General features: G+C 46.7%; 18 protein-coding genes. 10 read left to right on the forward strand and 8 right to left on the reverse strand.

What is annotated here, in order from left to right; all coding sequences use genetic code 11:
• Window positions 1-264: 264 nt before the first annotated feature.
• Window positions 265-1005, forward strand: a complete 741-nt coding sequence (locus tag QUA02_RS05865; protein ID WP_333025994.1) for an HAD family hydrolase — start codon at window positions 265-267, stop codon at window positions 1003-1005.
• Between the two features lie 154 nt (window positions 1006-1159).
• Here QUA02_RS05865 and QUA02_RS05870 read toward each other — a convergent pair whose 3' ends face one another.
• Together QUA02_RS05870 and tsaD are read right to left on the reverse strand one after the other, a co-directional pair.
• The gene (locus QUA02_RS05870; protein ID WP_333025995.1) at window positions 1160-1651 is read right to left on the reverse strand and encodes a GNAT family N-acetyltransferase; all 492 of its coding nucleotides are present in this window, start codon (window positions 1649-1651) and stop codon (window positions 1160-1162) included.
• Between the two features lie 130 nt (window positions 1652-1781).
• A complete protein-coding gene (tsaD, locus tag QUA02_RS05875; RefSeq protein ID WP_333025996.1) occupies window positions 1782-2855 on the reverse strand; it encodes a tRNA (adenosine(37)-N6)-threonylcarbamoyltransferase complex transferase subunit TsaD in 1074 nt (357 codons plus the stop codon).
• 330 nt (window positions 2856-3185) lie between these two features.
• On the opposite strand from tsaD, the gene QUA02_RS05880 reads away from it, so the two are divergent.
• The 5 genes from QUA02_RS05880 to QUA02_RS05900 all read left to right on the forward strand — a co-directional run bounded on the left by QUA02_RS05880 (window position 3186) and on the right by QUA02_RS05900 (window position 6567).
• Window positions 3186-3674 carry a Photosystem I reaction center subunit III gene (locus QUA02_RS05880; protein WP_332985161.1) on the forward strand — a complete coding sequence of 163 codons (489 nt, stop codon included), beginning with the start codon at window positions 3186-3188 and terminating at the stop codon, window positions 3672-3674.
• 119 nt (window positions 3675-3793) lie between these two features.
• Entirely contained in the window at window positions 3794-3922 is a 129-nt protein-coding gene (gene psaJ / locus QUA02_RS05885; protein WP_333025997.1) for a photosystem I reaction center subunit IX, read from the forward strand.
• Window positions 3923-4238: 316 nt separating this feature from the next.
• Window positions 4239-5051 (forward strand): carbon-nitrogen hydrolase family protein, encoded by an 813-nt coding sequence (locus tag QUA02_RS05890; protein ID WP_333025998.1) that lies wholly within the window; start codon window positions 4239-4241, stop codon window positions 5049-5051.
• A 509-nt stretch (window positions 5052-5560) separates the two neighbouring features.
• On the forward strand, window positions 5561-6079 hold the full coding sequence (gene ilvN / locus QUA02_RS05895; protein ID WP_096828017.1) for an acetolactate synthase small subunit: 519 nt from the start codon (window positions 5561-5563) through the stop codon (window positions 6077-6079).
• A gap of 122 nt (window positions 6080-6201) precedes the next feature.
• Window positions 6202-6567 (forward strand): four helix bundle protein, encoded by a 366-nt coding sequence (locus QUA02_RS05900; RefSeq protein ID WP_333025999.1) that lies wholly within the window; start codon window positions 6202-6204, stop codon window positions 6565-6567.
• A 71-nt stretch (window positions 6568-6638) separates the two neighbouring features.
• On the opposite strand, the gene QUA02_RS05905 is transcribed toward QUA02_RS05900, so the two are convergent.
• Entirely contained in the window at window positions 6639-10169 is a 3531-nt protein-coding gene (locus QUA02_RS05905; protein WP_333026000.1) for a sensor domain-containing protein, read from the reverse strand.
• A gap of 135 nt (window positions 10170-10304) precedes the next feature.
• Here QUA02_RS05905 and QUA02_RS05910 point away from each other — a divergent pair, with 135 nt between their 5' ends.
• Both QUA02_RS05910 and QUA02_RS05915 read left to right on the forward strand, forming a co-directional pair.
• Entirely contained in the window at window positions 10305-11306 is a 1002-nt protein-coding gene (locus QUA02_RS05910) for a zinc-dependent alcohol dehydrogenase family protein (RefSeq protein WP_333026001.1), read from the forward strand.
• Between the two features lie 33 nt (window positions 11307-11339).
• Window positions 11340-12503, forward strand: coding sequence for a patatin-like phospholipase family protein (locus QUA02_RS05915; protein ID WP_333026002.1), 1164 nt, complete (start codon window positions 11340-11342; stop codon window positions 12501-12503).
• A gap of 272 nt (window positions 12504-12775) precedes the next feature.
• Here QUA02_RS05915 and argJ read toward each other — a convergent pair whose 3' ends face one another.
• From argJ to QUA02_RS05935, 4 genes are all read right to left on the reverse strand, one after another.
• Window positions 12776-14017 (reverse strand): bifunctional ornithine acetyltransferase/N-acetylglutamate synthase, encoded by a 1242-nt coding sequence (argJ, locus tag QUA02_RS05920; protein ID WP_333026003.1) that lies wholly within the window; start codon window positions 14015-14017, stop codon window positions 12776-12778.
• Between the two features lie 312 nt (window positions 14018-14329).
• Window positions 14330-14470 carry a hypothetical protein gene (locus tag QUA02_RS05925; RefSeq protein ID WP_333026113.1) on the reverse strand — a complete coding sequence of 47 codons (141 nt, stop codon included), beginning with the start codon at window positions 14468-14470 and terminating at the stop codon, window positions 14330-14332.
• Between the two features lie 60 nt (window positions 14471-14530).
• Window positions 14531-14725 (reverse strand): glutamine synthetase inactivation factor IF7A, encoded by a 195-nt coding sequence (gene gifA / locus QUA02_RS05930; protein WP_006631905.1) that lies wholly within the window; start codon window positions 14723-14725, stop codon window positions 14531-14533.
• Between the two features lie 113 nt (window positions 14726-14838).
• Window positions 14839-14970, reverse strand: a complete 132-nt coding sequence (locus QUA02_RS05935) for a hypothetical protein (RefSeq protein WP_333026004.1) — start codon at window positions 14968-14970, stop codon at window positions 14839-14841.
• A gap of 511 nt (window positions 14971-15481) precedes the next feature.
• On the opposite strand from QUA02_RS05935, the gene QUA02_RS05940 reads away from it, so the two are divergent.
• Both QUA02_RS05940 and QUA02_RS05945 read left to right on the forward strand, forming a co-directional pair.
• Entirely contained in the window at window positions 15482-15676 is a 195-nt protein-coding gene (locus QUA02_RS05940) for a hypothetical protein (RefSeq protein ID WP_333026006.1), read from the forward strand.
• Window positions 15661-15993: a type II toxin-antitoxin system PemK/MazF family toxin gene (locus QUA02_RS05945; RefSeq protein WP_333026007.1), complete on the forward strand. Its 333-nt coding sequence runs from the start codon at window positions 15661-15663 to the stop codon at window positions 15991-15993. Before QUA02_RS05940 ends, QUA02_RS05945 begins: the two co-directional genes overlap by 16 nt.
• Window positions 15994-16133: 140 nt before the next feature.
• Here the strand turns inward: QUA02_RS05945 and QUA02_RS05950 are convergent, their stop codons facing one another.
• A complete protein-coding gene (locus QUA02_RS05950; RefSeq protein ID WP_333026008.1) occupies window positions 16134-16577 on the reverse strand; it encodes an aspartyl protease family protein in 444 nt (147 codons plus the stop codon).
• Window positions 16578-17458: the final 881 nt, after the last annotated feature.

The following is a 17458-nucleotide window of genomic DNA, read 5'->3' on the forward strand; positions in this document are numbered from 1 at the left end:
TGTTAAATGCCTCGCATAAAGTTGGTCAATAGCCTTCATAGCCTTGATTTCGCCTCTCGACAATTAATCCACCCTGCCTAACCCCCCTTAATAAGGGGGGGACAAGAGTACGATCGGGCATCTCGTAATAGTTAAGGTCCGATCCCCCCTAGCCCCCCTTAATAAGGGGGGGACAAGAGAGTTATGTTGCGCTAAAAACAATTGCTAAAAATAGCACAATATGAGACCATACAAAAAAATATAAAAATTACGGAGTTCAGATTCTTGGTAACTATTAAATGTCGGGGCATTACCTTCTCGAATATCCAAGCCGTAATCTTTGACAAAGACGGCACTCTAGAGGATTCTCAAGAATTTTTGAGACTTTTGGGGATGAAGAGAGCGCGCCTCGCAGACGCTCAAATTCCCGGCGTTGGAGAGCCTTTACAAATGGCTTTCGGCATCGAAGGTGGCAGCATCGACCCCACAGGCTTGCTAGCAGTCGGTAGTCGCAGGGAAAATGAGATTGTGGCGGCGGGATACATCGCCGAAACCGGCAGGGGATGGTTGGAATCTTTAACTATTGCGCGCCGCGCTTTTGATGAAGCTGACGAAATGTTTAAAAATAGTGCTGTTTCTCCTTTATTTGTCGGCAGTTTGGAAGTGCTGAAATATCTTTCGTCAGCGGGTTTGAAGCTGGGAATTCTTTCGGCTGCTACGACGGAGGTTGTGCAGAAGTTTGTGAAACACCACGCATTAGCTGACTGCATTCAGTTAGAAATGGGAGTTGATTCAACGGTTCATAAACCAGATCCGAAATTGTTTTTGCAAGCTTGTGAGAAACTTGGAGTAAATCCCGCCGCAACTTTGATGGTAGGAGATTCAGCGGGCGATATTCAAATGGGTAAAAATGCGGGCGCGGCTGGTTGTATCGGGATTTGTTGGGGAAAGGCCGAGGTTAGTCACTTGGAAAAAGCTGATGTGGCGATCGCATCTTTGGATGAAATTAAAATTTTAGCAGATTGAGCAAACATCACATCAATTCCGGTTGTACCGGAATGATATAGAGGACACGGCAGTGCCGTGTCCCTACCGAAAATAATAATATTGTAGGGACACGGCATTGCCGTGTCCTAATTTTGGCTAATAATCCCGATGCTACCGGAAACGATATCAGTTCCTACAAACAACGCAAACCCAGAATTACGACATCTCTTTCAACGCCGTCAAGTTCGGCGATTTGCGGCAGATATCCCCACCGCTGAAAGCCAAATTTCTCGAACAATCTTAAACTCGGCTGATTGTGTGCAAAAATTATGCCTATGAGTGTTTTAAGTTGCAATTCAGGACTCCGCACAATTGCCGATTGCAATAATTTTTGTCCGATTCCGCAGCGTTGGCGATCGGGTGCGACGTAGATGCTAACTTCTGCTGTATGCTGATAGGCTGCGCGTCCGTAGAAAAGCTGAAAACTCAGCCAGCCAACAATATTTTCTTCTGATTCGATTACCCAAATGGGCAACGAATTGGGGGAGTGTTCTCTGTACCACGCGAGGCGGCTTTCGACTGAGACTGGTTTTAAATCTGCTGTGGCCATTCTCCCTGGTATTGCTGCGTTGTATATTTTGACAATTGCTGGCAAATCGCTTTCTACTGCATCGCGGATTTTCATCGTTTGGTTGACGGTTGACAGTTGACGGTTGACGGTTGACAGTTGACAGTTGACAGTTGACGGTTGACAGTTGACAGTTGACGGTTGACGGTTGACGGTTGACGGTTGACTGTTAACTAATGACTAATAACTAATGACTCTTGTACAGTTCCATAATATCGCTGACAGCCATCCGCGAATTTGCTCCCAAAGTCAGCGGTGATGTGTGTCCTCGCTGCAAGTGTTCTGCCGCCGCACAGCCGATCATTGCTGCATTGTCTGTACAATATTTTAATGGCGGAAACAATACCCGCAAGTTGTGTTTTGCTGCTGCCGTTTGTAAGTGTTTTCGCAGTCCGCTGTTTGCTGCAACTCCGCCACCGACTACAATAGTGTTAAGTCCGAAATTTATGGCGCAGTCGATCGCTCTTTTTGTTAAACCCTTAGCTACAGTTTCCTGAAAGCTGGCCGCAATATCATTAATTGTAGAGGCAGGCAAGATGCCTTGTTCACCCACATTGTTATTTTGTTTTTTGAGTTTCTGCACTAATTGCAAAACTGCTGTTTTCAACCCGCTAAAACTGCTGTCGTAGGGATGGTAGCCGCCTCCCGGCAGCGAAATTCTGCCTTCTGGTAGAGGGTATGCTTGGGGATTGCCAAGGGCGGCCAATTTGTCAATCAGCGGCCCGCCGGGATATCCTAGCTGCAACAGTCTCGCAACTTTATCAAAAGCTTCACCGGCGGCGTCGTCGCGCGTTTGTCCTACAGTTTCGTAAACCCCGCAATCTTTGACGTAAATAAAGCTAGTGTGTCCCCCGGAAACTAACAAACACAAAAACGGCGGCTGCAAGTCGGGTTCGCTAAGGTAAGAAGCGTAGATGTGCCCTTCGAGGTGGTGGACGCCTAAAAAAGGTTTTTGATGAACTATTGCCAAGCTTTTCGCCGCTGTCAGCCCGACTAACAATGCACCTACTAAACCGGGGGCACAAGTCGCTGCAATGCCGTCAATTTCTGACCAACTGAGGTTTGCTTCACCGAGACACTGGGCAATTACCTGATTGAGCATTTCTAGGTGACTCCGCGAAGCCACTTCCGGTACTACCCCGCCATACTGCTCGTGGATTTTAATTTGCGATGCTACAACATTGCTGCAAACTTGACGATTCTTAACAATTGCTGCTGCTGTTTCGTCACAACTTGTTTCGATTGCGAAAATGGTTGCCATTAACTGGTAATTTTATTTGATAGGTTAGCTATTGCTAGCTTAACTAATTCGGCGCAAGTCCCCTGCTATACCTGTACTCAGGTTATTGTTAAGGGATATTTGCCCGATCGACAGGTAAGACCATCATCGAATGCAAGGAAGGAATATCCTCGCGGTATTGCTAGCTCAGCATTGACCTATGAAAACGGGAATCCCTCATTCTATTGGGCTTTGCCGCATCAATGATGGATAATTTACACTGTCAACAAACACGATAATCTGGATTCCAGATCGGCAAGTTGAAATGCTTGTAAAAAAACTTATTGTTTTGTAACAAAAGGAAACAATTCCATGCGACGATTGTTTGCTGCAATTTTAGTGTTGAGTGTCTGGATCAGTTTTGCTCCAGTTGCTTCGGCTTACAATTTAGTGCCGTGCAAGGACTCTCCCGAATTCAAGGAACTGGCTAAAAATGCGCGTTCTACGAATGGCGACCCGGCATCTGCGAAAGCGCGGTTCGAGCGCTATTCTCAAGCTTTGTGCGGCCCGGAAGGATACCCGCACTTAATCGTAGACGGCAACTTGAGCAAAGCAGGGGACTTTTTGATTCCTAGCATACTGTTCTTGTATATTGCTGGTTGGATTGGTTGGGTGGGCCGTTCTTATCTGCAAGTTACCAAAAAATCAGCAACCCCAGAGGAAAAAGAGATTATTATCGACGTTCCTTTGGCAATCAAATGTATGCTGAGCGGCGTTTTATGGCCTCTGGCAGCTCTCACATCAATCACCAGCGGTGAAATGTTTGCCAAGGACGACGAAATTACTGTTTCCCCCCGCTAAAATTGGGAAATGGAGAAGAGCTAATAGCTAACAGTTAAGTAATTAACTAGAAATTAGCAATTAGCGCGCTAGACCGATCGGCAATTACCAACTGTCTCAAATTTTCAGGAGCAGAATTCATGCAATACTTTCTTAAGTTTCTCTCGACCGCACCAGTATTGGCTATCCTTTGGATATCAATTCAAGCTGCGGGTTTGATTGAATTTAACCGCTTTTTCCCAGACCTGCTTTTCCATCCGATGCCTTAAGATTTGAGGGAAATTAGGTTGCAAAACCTATGACGGTTGATGGTTGACGGTTGACGGTTGACGGTTGACGGTTGACGGTGGAGAAAAAAGTTGAGAGTTTTGAGTTTTGAGTGATGAGTTACAGGTTAATTTAAAGCTCAAACATCAAAGCTCTCAAACCAGATTAGTTGGTGCAAGACCAGCGAATAAATGGGGAAAAAACCAAGAATCTCAACTATTTAGTGCTCAAATTAGTTGCCAATGACTAATGACTAATGACTAATGACTAATGACTGATGACTAATGACTAATGACTAATGACTAATATTGTGAATCGATGAAGTCTTATCTCGCCGCAGCAATTCAAATGACTAGCTTGCCTGACCTGCAAAAAAATTTGGTTCAGGCAGAGGAATTAATCGACCTGGCAGTGCGTCAAGGTGCGGAGTTAGTTTCCTTACCAGAAAATTTCTCGTTTATGGGAGAAGAGGAGGAAAAAATTGCCTCTTCAGAGGCGATCGGGCTCCAAAGCGAAAAATTCCTCAAAACGATGGCCCAGCGGTTCCAGGTAACGATTCTGGGCGGCGGATTTCCGGTGCCGACGGAGGGAGGGAAGGTATACAATACTTGTTTGCTGGTAGACCCAAACGGTACTGAAGTGGCAAGGTACAAAAAAGTACATTTGTTCGATGTGAATGTGCCAGACGGCATTACTTACAGGGAATCGAACACTGTGAAAGCTGGTGAAGATTTGCCACCGGTTTATGTGTCGCCGGAGTTGGGGACGCTGGGACTTTCTGTGTGCTATGACGTGCGGTTCCCGGAAGTGTACAGGCATTTGTCGTACAAGGGGGCGGATGTTTTGTTCGTGCCGGCGGCGTTTACGGCTTACACTGGCAAGGATCACTGGAAGGTGTTGCTGCAAGCTAGGGCGATCGAGAATACTTGCTACACGATCGCCCCCGCCCAGACTGGACACCACTACGGCCGCCGTCAAACTCACGGTCACGCGATGATTGTAGACCCTTGGGGTGTGGTTTTGGCGGATGCTGGAGAGGAACCGGGAGTGGCGATCGCAGAAATTAATCCCGATCGGCTAGAACAAGTCCGCCGCCAAATGCCGTCGCTGGAACACCGGGTTTTTCTGTGAAGGAATTTTGAGACCAATTGGTCTCAAAATTTCAGTCCCCGTCAGGGACAAGACCTGAAAACTTTTTATTCGATGGAGTAATTGTGTAGGTTCGTACACAAAAAAACTTAGATCGCGTGCGTGCGATCGACAACAATAAGCGGGTGGGGGCGGATTTACGCTGATCTATGAGTGATATTGTCGATCGGACGTGACTCTGGCCCCCACAGCTTAAATATATTGTTTTTTCCCGCAGATGAACGGCCAATAATATCAAATCCCTTAGCATCGGAATAGTAAATTTGAGTTCACTGTTCACGGCGTTGAGTGTTCACGGCGTCAACAGTCAACAGTCAACAGTCAACAGTCAACAGTCAACAGTCAACAGTCAACAGTCAACATCATTCCGGTGTAACCGGAAATGATATAACTCGCGATAAAATATCTAAGGCAGGTTCAATGGGCGTGCACTTCTGCTAAAAGGCGAATTGGCGAAAGTAGAATTGCACGAAATGCGTCTTTTTGGAGAAATGAAACACACTCTTTCGGTTTTAGTTGAAGATGAAGCGGGTGTCCTCACTCGAATTGCTGGTTTGTTTGCTCGTCGGGGTTTTAATATTGAAAGTCTGGCCGTCGGCCCGGCGGAGCAAGTGGGAGTGTCTCGGATTACGATGGTTGTACCGGGAGATGACCAGATTATCGAGCAGTTGACCAAGCAACTGTACAAGTTGATTAACGTGCTTAAAGTTCAGGATATAACGGAAATTCCCTGTGTGGAACGGGAGTTGATGTTGCTGAAAGTTAATGCAGCTACCGGGACGCGATCGGAGATAATTGAGTTAGCTCAGATTTTTAGAGCGCGAGTGGTGGATATTGGTGATGATACGCTGACATTGGAAGTTGTGGGAGATCCGGGTAAAATGGTGGCGATCGTCCAGGTTCTGAATAGATTTGGGATTAAGGAAATTGCTCGGACTGGTAAAATTGCCATGACGCGGGAGTCGGGAGTAAATACTGAGTTTCTTAAGTCTTTGGAAGCGAAAGTTTAAGGAAGTTGACTGTTGACGGTTGACGGTTGACTGTTGACGGTTGACTGTTGACGGTTGACTGTTGACTTGTATTTATGGGTCATTAATCAATTGTTAGCTATCAATTGTTGAAAGGAGTTAATATGGAAAGCTTTCAACAGCTACAAGTTTATCAATTAGCTGAAAAAATATCAAACGAAATATGGTTTATTGTTAAAAAATGGGACGAGTTTACGAAGGATACGATGGGCAAACAAATAGTGCGATCGGCTGATAGTGTTGGTGCTAATATTGCAGAAGGACATGGACGTTATAGCTGCCAAGATAATCAGCGTTTTGTGAAAATTGCCCGAGGTTCCTTAAACGAAACAAGACACTGGTTAAGACTTGCCTACGCCCGCAATCTTTTAACTCAAGAACAGAGCGATCGCCTGCATCCCTTATTAAATGAACTTTCACCAAAACTTAATGCCTATCTTAACTCACTAAAACAAAAACCCAAAAGTTAATAATCAACAGTCAACAGTCAACAGTCAACAGTCAACAGTCAACCGCTAACAGTCAACAGTCAACAGTCCAATTACCATTCAGGTTGACTTTCTATCAAAAGTGTGGCGGCGATGCTGTCTACCGCCTTCGAGAAAAAGTATCCCTGTCCGTACTCGCATTGCAGGGCTCTGAGTAAATTAAGCTGTTCGATGGTTTCGATTCCTTCAGCAATTACATCCATACCTAAATGACTGGCTAAAATTAAAATAGTCTGTACAATCGCTTCGTTTCCTTCATCTTCAGTCATGCGGCTGACAAAAGCTCGATCGATCTTTAAAGCGTCAGTGGGAAAAGTGTGCAGGCGACTCAAAGAAGAATAGCCCGTGCCGAAATCGTCAATATATAATTGAATTTCTAAACTTTTCAATTCCGCTAGGATAGCGGCTGCTGATTCCGCATTTTCCATGATGACACCTTCAGTAATTTCTAACTTTAAAGTCCGGGGGTCAAGCTGAGTTTCTTGTAAAATTTCGCGAAGGCGATCGATTAAATCCGGCTGTTTAAATTGTTGGTTAGAAAGGTTGACGCTGACAGTCAGCGGCGGAGTTTTTGGGAATTTTTGGTGCCACTGGTGGATCTGACGGCAAGCCGATCGCATCATCCACCAACCAATAGGTACAATCAATCTAGTTTCTTCTGCTACTAAAATAAACTCGCCGGGAGATACTACACCCCGCTGGGGGTGAGACCACCGCAGCAGCGCTTCAAAACCGCTGATTCTACCGCTTGTTAGAGAGACGATGGGCTGGTAGTAAAGCCGAAATTCCTGAGAGTCTAGAGCGCGCCGCAAATCGTTTTCCAGTTGCAAAAGGGCGACGGCGCTAGTGTGCATACTTAAGTCAAAAACTTCGTGGCGAGCTTTGCCCAATGCCTTAGCGTGATACATGGCCGCATCTGCATCTCGGAGCAATTCTTCCGGTCGATCGTACAATATTTGGAATGGAACCAGGGGAACTGGGGAGTCGGAAGATAAGCAAGACAAAGAAGTTTCCCGATCGATATTTTCCAGATTTCCGGGGCTCAACAGTTCGCTGCTTTCCCTTGGAGGCTGCCGCAAACCAGAACAAACAATGCCAATGCTAGCACTGGTAAAAACTTGATATTCGTTGAGGTAAAAAGGCTCTGCCAGTTCCGCTTGCACTCGTTCGGCAATGTGCGTCGCATCCTCGATGTTTTTGATATTTTCCAGCAAAATAGCGAATTCGTCGCCGCCGAGACGGGCAACGGTATCTCCAGCGCGCAAACAGATTTCCAGGCGCTGCGCGATCGCGATCAGCAACCGATCGCCCACTAAATGCCCCAAACTGTCGTTAACAACCTTAAAGCGGTCGAGATCGATAAACAGCACCGCAAACAAAACTTCGGGACGGCGTTTTGAAAGCTCGATCGCGTGTCCCAAGCGATCCATAAATAAAGATCGGTTGGGCAAACCCGTTAGCATATCGTGCAAAGCATCGTGTACTAACTTGTCTTCTGCTATTTTGCGGAGGGTAATATCTTCGACAGTGCCTTCGTAGTAAAGCAAATTGCCGCCAGCGCCGCGAACAGCCCGCCCGTTCTCGGAAACCCAGATGGCGGTTCCGTCAGCCCGGTAAACTTGAGACTCAAACTCAGACACAAAACCGTCTTTTTCGATCTCGCGCAAAAACTCGCTGCGGCGGTTGGGATCGACGTAGAGTTGGCGGTCGATGTCGCGGATGTTTGCGATCAGTTCGGCGGCCGAGGAGTAGCCGTAAAGTCTGGCCAAAGCAGGGTTAGCGCTGAGGTAGCACCCCTCGGGCGTTGTCTGGAAAATGCCTTCGCTCGCGTTTTCAAAGATGCTGCGGTATTTCTCTTCGGCCTGTTGCAGCGCGAATTCTGCCTGCTTGCGATCGCTGATATCGGTCAGCGTACCGAGATAGCCCAGAACTTCCCCGTTTTTGGCAATTTCCGGGACTGCTTGCCAAAATACCCAGGTTGTGAGGTCGCCGTTGCAAAAGCGGTACTCTAACTTACAAGGCAACTTCTCTTTGACAGCGCGATACCACTGGCTCAAAACGCGCGATCGGTCTTCGGGATGCAAACTTTGCGCCCAACCTTCGCCCAGTGCCTTTGGCGCAGTCAGTCCCGCCATCTCCAAAAATCGCTGGTTGACGTACAAGCAATCTCCAGCAGCGTCGGCGCGGAAAATCCCGACCGGCAGTATTTTTGCCAAGGTGTAATAGCGATATTCGCTTTCTAGCAGCGCGCTGGCAGCTACTTTAGTTTCCGTGATGTCAAACATTGCACCTTGAAGGATGACGGACTTGCTTGCTTCATCGCGAACTGCGATGGCTCGATCGCGGAACCAGACAACTCGGCCGTTGCGGGCGATCGCGCGGTATTCTGAAACCAGCGGCCCGTCGCAAAATATCTCTTCTCCACAGGTGAATTTCTGTGTGGCGTTTTCAACTAACACGCGGTCGCGGTCTTCTGGGTGAACGAGTTTCAGCCACAGGCCGGGGTCTGCCCGCCATTCAGCTACAGAATAACCGAGAAAAGTCTCGATTTGCGGGCTGATGTAAAGTTTGGCAGCGTTGCGGTTGAGGGGAGAAATGTAGGTGACAGCCGGCATTTGTTCTACAAGGGCGCAGTATTTCGCTTCTACGGTGCTGAGTGCTGCTTCTAGGCGCTGCCGCTCTAATTCGGCGGCGGCCCGTCCGGCAAAGATGCTGAGAATTAGTCGGAATTTGGCAAGATGTGCTTCCAGCAAGGGTCGATCGTGGAAAATACAAATAATCCCTAAAGGTTCGCCGTAAGAATTTTTGAGCAAGGCTCCCAGGAAACTGCGCGCACCTGTAACAACCTGTCTGCGGTCTTCTGGGAAGGTTTCCAGGAGGCCGTCTGGACAGGAGTACATTGCCTGCTCGAACACCAGCGCTTCGGGAGTATTGGCGGTGTCGCATTCAAAGTTTGGCTGCCGTTGTCCGCCGCTCCAAAAACTGATAACTTGCAGTCGATCGGGATTAGCATCGGCGCGTTCGATCGACTTAATCAATTTGGAAGCAACGGCGCTGCGAACTCCGAGTGCTGAGGCTAAGTGACGAACTAAGGCGTCAAAGAATTCTGCTCCCCCGGGCGAGTCAGTACCTGCTAGGATGTCGCCCAGCAAGTCTTCTTCTAATTGCCCGGAAGCGCTGACTTTGGGAGGGCGAGATCGATTTTCCCCGATCGAACCTTCCATGCTCAGACTTATGATTTTGCTCGTTGCAGGTCCGACAAGAGGCAAAGAATTCACAGTTGAGCGCTGTTGCTGGCCGCGGAATAGAGCGTCGCCAATACCTAAAACTTTACCCAAGAAGCTGTCAGATTGCCGCAACAAATTTGAGTTAGGGAAAATCAAAAAGTTTTTCCTAATTTTTAATCCTGTAGATAAATCGTCGGGGTTTAATTCTGGCCACTGTTGTTGTTCTTGTCCCTGCTGCAGACTGGGGGGCCTTCGCTGCACTTTAAGATAAATCGCGATCGCCAAGGCTAAAGTCGCCGATAATCCTAGAAGGTATGCAAGAATCTTAAAGTAAAGGAATAAATCTAGATCGAACATCGATTAGCACCGCTCGACAATTGTTGTAGTTACCTGAAGCAAATCTCTTTAAAAATAAGTAAGTATCGTCACAAATGAGTAACGCATACAAGGTAGGATCGCAGGTGAAGGCGACAATGCAAGTTAATAACAGCTATGAAAGCGATCGTTTTTGAAACTCCCGGAAGCCCGTCCGTATTGAGACTGCAAGATATCCCCGCTCCTACTATACAAACAGAAACTGAAGTTTTGGTACGGTTGCGGGCAGCGGGAATCAATCCCATAGATACTAAGTTGCGATCGCGCGGCACTTTTTACCCCGAGAAAATTCCTCACGTTTTGGGGTGCGACGGTGCTGGAGTCGTAGAGGCTGTCGGTGCTGCTGTGCAAAGTTTCCAAGTCGGAGACGAGGTTTTTTTCTGCAATGGGGGTTTGGGCGGGTCGATCGGTACTTATGCTGAGTTTGCCGTTGTAGACGAACGTTTTCTCGCCCTCAAGCCTGCTGCTTTAAGTTTTGCTGAGGCTGCGGCTGGGCCGTTAGTTTTAATTACAGCATGGGAATCGCTGTACGATCGAGGGCGCTTACAAGCCGGCCAAAAAGTGCTGATTCAAGCCGGTGCCGGCGGTGTCGGCCACGTCGCGGTACAGTTGGCTTCGTTGCACGGTGCTGAGGTTTGCACGACTGTTAGTTCTGAAGCAAAAGCCGAATTTATAGGGCAGTTGGGTGCAGATTTAGTTATTTTATACAAAAATACCGATGTTGTCGATGAGGTTTTGACTTGGACTCAAGGACAAGGAGTTGACTTGGCTTTCGATACAGTCGGGGGAGAAACTTTTTACCAAACTATTCCGGCTGTGAAAATTTATGGAGATTTGGTAACAATTTTGGAACCCGACCCGGCTTTGGGCAATTTGAAAACAGCGAGAATCCGCAATCTGCGAATTAGTCTGGAATTAATGTTAACACCGATGCTGGAAGGTTTGGTGGAGGAACAGCAACAGCAGGCTCATATTTTGCAGCAGTGTGCTCGTTTGTGCGATCGCAACTTGCTCAAAATTCACGTCAGCCAAACTTTCCCCCTGGAACAAGCCGCTTCCGCGCATGAATTGTTAGAAACAGGTTCTGTTACCGGGAAAATAGTTTTGCTAATTTCCTAAATCTCAAATCCTAAATTTTAAATCTAAAATCGCATGACTGACAGCAAACCCTATTCGATACTTTCCTGCGACGGCGGCGGGATTCGCGGCTTGATATCCGCCATTATCCTAGAAAGATTGGAACAAAAACTCCGGCAAAAATTCCCCAACAAACAACTGAGAGATTATTTCGATTTAATAGCAGGCACGTCAGCGGGAAGCCTGACTGCTTGTGCTGTAGCTAGAGGCATCAATGCCAGCCGGATTAAAAAACTTTATCTGGAAAGGGGAATTGAAATATTCCCTCCTTTCAATAATGTATTTAGGAGTTTTATCAACCGTCTGGCGCTCGGTTTTTTCACCCAGCCCATCTACGACGGCATCGGATTGAGACAAGTTTTGCAAGCATTATTCGGTCAAGGCGAAATCAATTTTGAAAAATTGCCACAACCGATAAAACCCGAAAACTTGCCAGCCAAACCTTTACTATTTCAAGACTTGCCCAAACCAGTCTTAATTACGAGTTACGACACTTACAACCGGCAACCCGTTGTGTTCAAGAATACCAAAGTTGCCCACGAAACAATCCCCGTCTGGGAGATTTGCCGATCGTCCGCAGCCGTACCGGTAGCCTTTCCGGCGCACATAATGACCAACCCAGAATTCCTGAAAAACTGGCAGGAAGAAGGCAATCAAATCCCCGTAGCGGGCAGTATCAGAGGCATTCCGTTAATAGACGGCGGATTTGTGGCCAGCAACCCGGCACTTTGTGCGATCGCAGAACGCTTGAGGTGGAATACCAACCCGCCAGCCAATCCGAAATGGCGACAAAATCCTGCTAGCCCGTGGCGCGATACAGTGGATATCAAAGATATTGTCGTGACATCTTTAGGCACCGGTCAAAACGTGAAACAAATCGGCATTGTCGAGGCGCAAAGTTGGGGCGCTGGAGAATGGATCAATCCGTTTAACGGGATTCCGATTCTCGATGTATTTTCTGACGGTTCGTCGGACGGCATCATCTATATTATCAATCAATTAATGGCTGCCAAACAACAGATTCGGTTTCAGCCGATTTTATCTAAGAATTATCCGGCTTTTAACGCTAACCCGCAATTGCTTTTGGAAATGCAGCAAGAAATTGAGAAGTCTTTTTTGACGAATAAGCAGGAAGATGAAAAGCTCAATAAGCTGGTCGAAGTTCTTTTGTCTCGTTAAATTTTAAGAAAAATAAAAAAAATTGCCTTTTTTTTACGGCCAAACACTTGACTTTGAATCTTTAATAAAGTACCATTAGATAATGGAAGTGGTGGCAAAAATATTATTTTTTCACCACTCCTATTATTTAAATAATACTCCAAGAAATCAACTAAAGTCAATAGGTAATCCTTCTTTTTTAGGGCCGATCGCTTATAGCGCAGAGTCAGCGATTTTTGATAGTTAGAACCCCGACTGCTTGAAGAAGTCAGGATTCTAACAGAAAATGACGATTAAGTCGTATACTCCGCATTAATCTTCACGTAGTCGTAGCTCAAATCGCATCCCCAAGCTTTCGCAAAACCGCCATTATTCCCGACGCCAACCTGAATTAAAACCGTGTCTCCCTTCAAATATTCGCCCGACGCCGCCGCTTTCATGTAATTACTCGCAGCAGATTTATCAAACTCCTTCGGTTGCCCGTGTTCCATCATCAAAAAATCCCCCAATTGAATCCGCAAATTCTCTTGATCGAAAGGTACGCCCGCACGCCCAGCCGCCGCCGCAATTCTGCCCCAATTCGGATCGCGTCCGAAAATAGCGGCTTTCACCAAAGAAGAACCGACAATTGTTTTGGCAATTTTACTCGCAGAAACTTCATCCGGCGCGCCGCTAACTTGCACTTCCACCAAACAAGTTGCACCTTCGCCGTCGCGGGCGATCGCCTTTGCCAAATGCACGCAAACTTCTGTCAGCATCGCCTCTAATTTTTCAGCATCCGGGCCCATCTCGGTAATTGCGGGCGTCCGAGATTGACCGTTCGCCAAAGCAATTAGCGAATCGTTGGTACTGGTATCGCCGTCAACAGTAATTTGATTGAAACTCCTGTCAGCCGCCCGACTCACCATTTCCTGCCACAAATGCGACGACACTGCTGCATCGCAAGTTACAAATGCTAGCATTGTTGCCATATTTGGATGAATCATTCCCGAACCTTTGCAAATGCCGCCGATACGCACCGGTCGATCGCCAAACATGGTTTCCAGGGCGATCGTTTTCGGCACTAAATCAGTCGTACAAATAGCCTTAGCAGCCGCATCGGAACCAGTTTCTGAAGCCTCAGCAACTAATTTCGGAATTCCCGCCCTCAGCGGCTCCATTTTAATCCGCTGTCCGATTACTCCAGTGGAGGCCAAAAGAATCGATTCGGGAGGAATATTCAGCGCTTCGCCCAACAATTTCGCGCTTTCGATGGCATCTGCCCAACCTTCAGAGCCAGTAGCAGCATTAGCTTGTCCCGCATTGCACAAAATTGCTTTGGCACTGGGTTTAGCTTGCAAGCGCTGGCGGCAGTAGTCCACGCAAGCAGCCCGGACTGTGGATGTGGTGAAGACTCCCGCGGCGATCGCATCCACCTCTGACAAAATTAAACTTAAATCCGGCAAGCCTGAAGGCTTCAAGCCCGCTGTAATTCCCGATGCTCGATACCCTCTCGGTGCTGTAATTCCGCCGTCAATTACTTTCCAGTCCGACATGATGACCTCCCTAGTAGCCTTGTCTTCTATTGAGAGGGGATTATATCATTTTAGTTTTTAGATTTTAGATTGCGAATAACTGACTTTGTAAGGGTTCTTCCTTTTCTGGTTCCCCGGCTATGGGTGGAAATGCAGTTAAGCGAGGCTCTGCCTCACTTTTTGTGTTTAACCAACCCAATAAAATTAATCGCGACTTCCTCGAAGAGTGCTAGAACTCAAGAAGAAGTCGCGACGGTTTTGTAACTAACATGATTAATTTTTAGCTGGCAAACAACAAACTCGATTCAACTGTCTCACCGTTGAAAAAACGAGTTATTTGCGATCGATACTCGCCTGAGAACCAGCATCTAAACCAACTTCAGCAGCCACACGGCTCAGCATGGATTCCTGACGGTTTTTGACGACGTGTTGGTGGCGCATCATCAGGCTGCGGGCTTGTTCTTGAGTTGACATAACTGGTTTCTCCAAATATAGGTAATAACTTTTTAGGCAATTGGGGAATTTGAGCTTGGTTTAGCTCATGGTGGCGTTGCTGCGATCGTAACTGGCTTGAAAGCTGGGCTGCGGTTTGCCTTGAATGTGACCCCAGTAGTGCGTATCTTCCATCCCGACTTCGGTGGCGGTGCGGTTGAGCATGGACTGCTGCCGGTTCTTCACCAGTTGGTGGTGGCGCATCATCAGAGAGCGAGCTTGATTTTCGGTAGACATATGCGGTTCCTTCGTGTTGCTTGATTAAATTTGGGCTGGGCTTTTGTTCCCTGTTTTTAATATAACAGATAATTCTGTATCTAAAGCTACTAAAATGAAATTGTAATAAAAATTTACATAAGGGCGGTGCGATCGAGGGTGCGATCGCCCTTCCCGACAAAAACACTCGCAACCAAAAGGGATCTCGATCTTTGTGGAATGGCGATCGCAGACCGACTCGACGGTAACAGTTGTAGAATAGACATACTAGGCAAGCGCAAAAAGTGAAAACCAGTAGTCCTGATACTAGAGTCTGCAAAGCCCAACGCTAAGCGAGTCGAGACAACTGGCGATCGCCATTTCAACGACAGCTTCTATGGCATACTCAATAGCCGCGCGGGTAACGAGGGCGATGCGGATGCGATCGGGTAGGTAAGCGAGGATGGATCGATCGTCAGCAGCAAATAATTGCTCCTTGTTAGCGGTCTGGATGGATCTACTTCTCAGTCGGAATTTGGCGGGCTGCTTGCGGTTGTCCGTCGGTCATTCGATTTTAGATTTTAGATTTTGGATTTTGGATTGACCCCACGAATAAATTCGGGGGCTTGAGGATTTTAGATTTGAGATGCTTTCGATTGATTCCACGGATAAATCACGTGGCGGGGACCATCAAGAAATTCTTGGTCATGAACATTGGGAGCGATCGCAACTGAGCGCTGCTAATCTCAAGGATGCTATCATAAATTAATAGTTACTATGGCTTTATAGGTAAATGACATGAACGCTAAAGAATTGCTCCTTAAAGAAGTGGATAATATTCCAGAATTTATATTAGAAGAAGTTTGGGATTTTCTGCAATTTCTCAAAGAAAAGTATGATAAAGATAAGTTAGAAGGAAGCCTCCTCAGCGAATCTTCTTTGCAAAAAGACTGGTTAAAGTCAGAGGAGGATGAAGCATGGCAGAATTTGTAAAAGGTGATGTGATAGTTGTTCCGTTCCCATTTTCAGATTTAACACAAGCCAAGCGCCGACCGGCTTTAGTCATAGCAACTTTGGCAGGAGACGATATAATTCTTTGTCAAATTACTAGCCAGAGAATCGCCGATCGCTATGCTATTACCCTTGAAAGTAGTGATTTTAGCGAGGGCGGACTTAACCAAACTAGCAACATTAGACCTAATCGCTTGTTTACCGCTGACAGAGGAATTATACTTTATAAAGCTGGTAAGCTTACACCTGAGAAGTTGAACGAGGCGATCGCTAAGATAGTTGAAATTATTCACCAGTAGTTCTCTATTGTCAAGCGTTCCTCTACTCAAAATGACGTTTGACTGCATTGTGTTGTGCGATCGCACCTTTTGACTCATTCCAAAAAAGCGATCGCCCTTCCCATCCCCATTCATGCGATCGCCCGACGGGAGAATAACAGCTACATAATTGTCAAGTAAGTATCTACAGATTCGGAGGGTAAAACCCTTAAAGTTTGGTTGCGCAGATCGGGTTCTAATCCCAGAGCTTCTAGAGGAATTACCCCGATTAAAGCATCTCGGCCTCCCGGTAATTGCAAACATTCAAAAGTGCCTTCTCGACCGCATAAAGATATTTTAGCATCCTGAAAGATGCGTGCTTTGCTAAGTCCTGTGGCGGTGGCGACATCGACTTCTTTGAGTAGTTCAAGACCGAGTTGTGCGATCGCAAAAGCTGGTAAGCATAATGTAGTTGCACCGGTGTCTACCAAAACGTTATCTAGCGTGAGGGAGCGTATTTGCTCGGTTGGAATGAATCCTCGTGCAGCAGCAGACTGGTCGGCACGATTTGTAACGGTCAGCGTTGTTAAAACTTTACCCATTGATTGGTCGGAAGTTGCGTACATTGCGATCGATCCTCCTCCTTCTCTGTATTTTAAATTATGGCACGTTTGGCATCTGGTACATATAAAAGCCGATCGCTCTTCCCTGCAAAAACACTCGTAACCAAAAGGGATCTCGATCTCCACCCACAATTACAATGATTAAGGAGTTATAGGGAGTTTGTCAGGAGTTATTGGGTTTGATTGAGCGTCATAGTTGGGGCCAGATCCCCGGCGTCTCCCGATCGAAGCAGGGTGGATTTATTGTCACAGAATAAATGTATCGTAGAAGAGGCGAGCGGGTCTGACCCAGGGGAAAACTATCCTTACTCCGTGCATCATTAATCAATTTAATTGAAGCACTTAAAGCAGTGCCAGACCATCGACACCAGAGAGGAATTAGACATCCTCAGCGGCTGATACTGACGAGAAGGGAGCATCCCATTTTTGCTTTTAGCTCGTGGACGGTTGCATCAGAATAAAATATTTGGATCGTATTCAGTGCGAGCGTCTCGCTCGCGATCCCTACCGTTCGCTATGGACGCTCGCACTCCTAAAAAACGCTTTTTACCAAATTGGGATGCTCCCGACGATAATTTTATTAGGCAGTTGTACGACGGGATATTGGGGGTATAAGTATGAGGGTTGATTTTACAAAAAATCATCGAGCAACTCTCATAAAACTGTTCGACCTTCCGTCAAATATTCGCTTCCCGTCAGACTCAACTTTGAGAAAGGCAATTCACTCATTAGATTTTGAGATACTTGCGGTTCTTTTTAATATATGGTCACAACAGACATTACCTGTCAATCCTGGAGAATTGATGGCAATTGATGGAAAAAGCATCAAAAGTACCTCAGTAGCCGGAATTCCTATGATATGATATAATGTCCGCTAAAACGAC

Origin of the sequence: Microcoleus pseudofavosus SVA1_A4, from assembly GCF_036700565.1 — a bacterium.
GTDB lineage: Bacteria > Cyanobacteriota > Cyanobacteriia > Cyanobacteriales > Microcoleaceae > Microcoleus.